General features: G+C 41.1%; 1 protein-coding gene. It reads right to left on the minus strand.

Annotated features, from left to right (window positions below):
- A partial coding sequence (locus tag VQ048_RS12485) for a DNA topoisomerase (protein WP_327611962.1) occupies positions 1-530 on the minus strand: 530 nt, incomplete at both ends.

Raw genomic sequence — 530 nt, forward strand, 5'->3', positions numbered from 1 at the left:
GTTTCGTCTGCCGAAAAACTATATTTTTTATTTGCCTCTTTTTGAAGTGCAGTTAAATCATAGAGTAAAGGCGGTTGCTCTTTTACCGTTTTCTTTTCTACGGAAAGCACTTCAGCATTTGGATGGCGTTCTACGGATTTTTTCCATTCTTCTACTTCTTCTTTTTGTTCTGTTTTCAGAGTGGAAAGACTATTAAATTTGAGGTGTCCTTTTTGATGCACTAACTGCAATTGCCAATACGGTTTTTTCTCAAATTGGGTATGCGTGAGGTATCGTTCACAAACCATAGACAAAGTAGGAGTTTGTACCCGCCCGAGGGAGTATACACCGCTTCCAGCGGCGATACTCAGGGCTTGGGTAGCATTGATGCCTACCAGCCAATCGGCTTGGCTACGCATTTGGGCAGCGTGATATAAAGGGTCAAATTGCTTTCCTGGACGGAGTTTTTCAAAGCCTGAAAGAATGGCTTTTTCTGTGAGTGAACTAATCCAAAGTCGCTCAAAAGGTTTTTGACAATTTAAGTAATCATA

This window comes from Bergeyella anatis, assembly GCF_036016955.1.
Lineage (GTDB): Bacteria > Bacteroidota > Bacteroidia > Flavobacteriales > Weeksellaceae > JAYWXI01.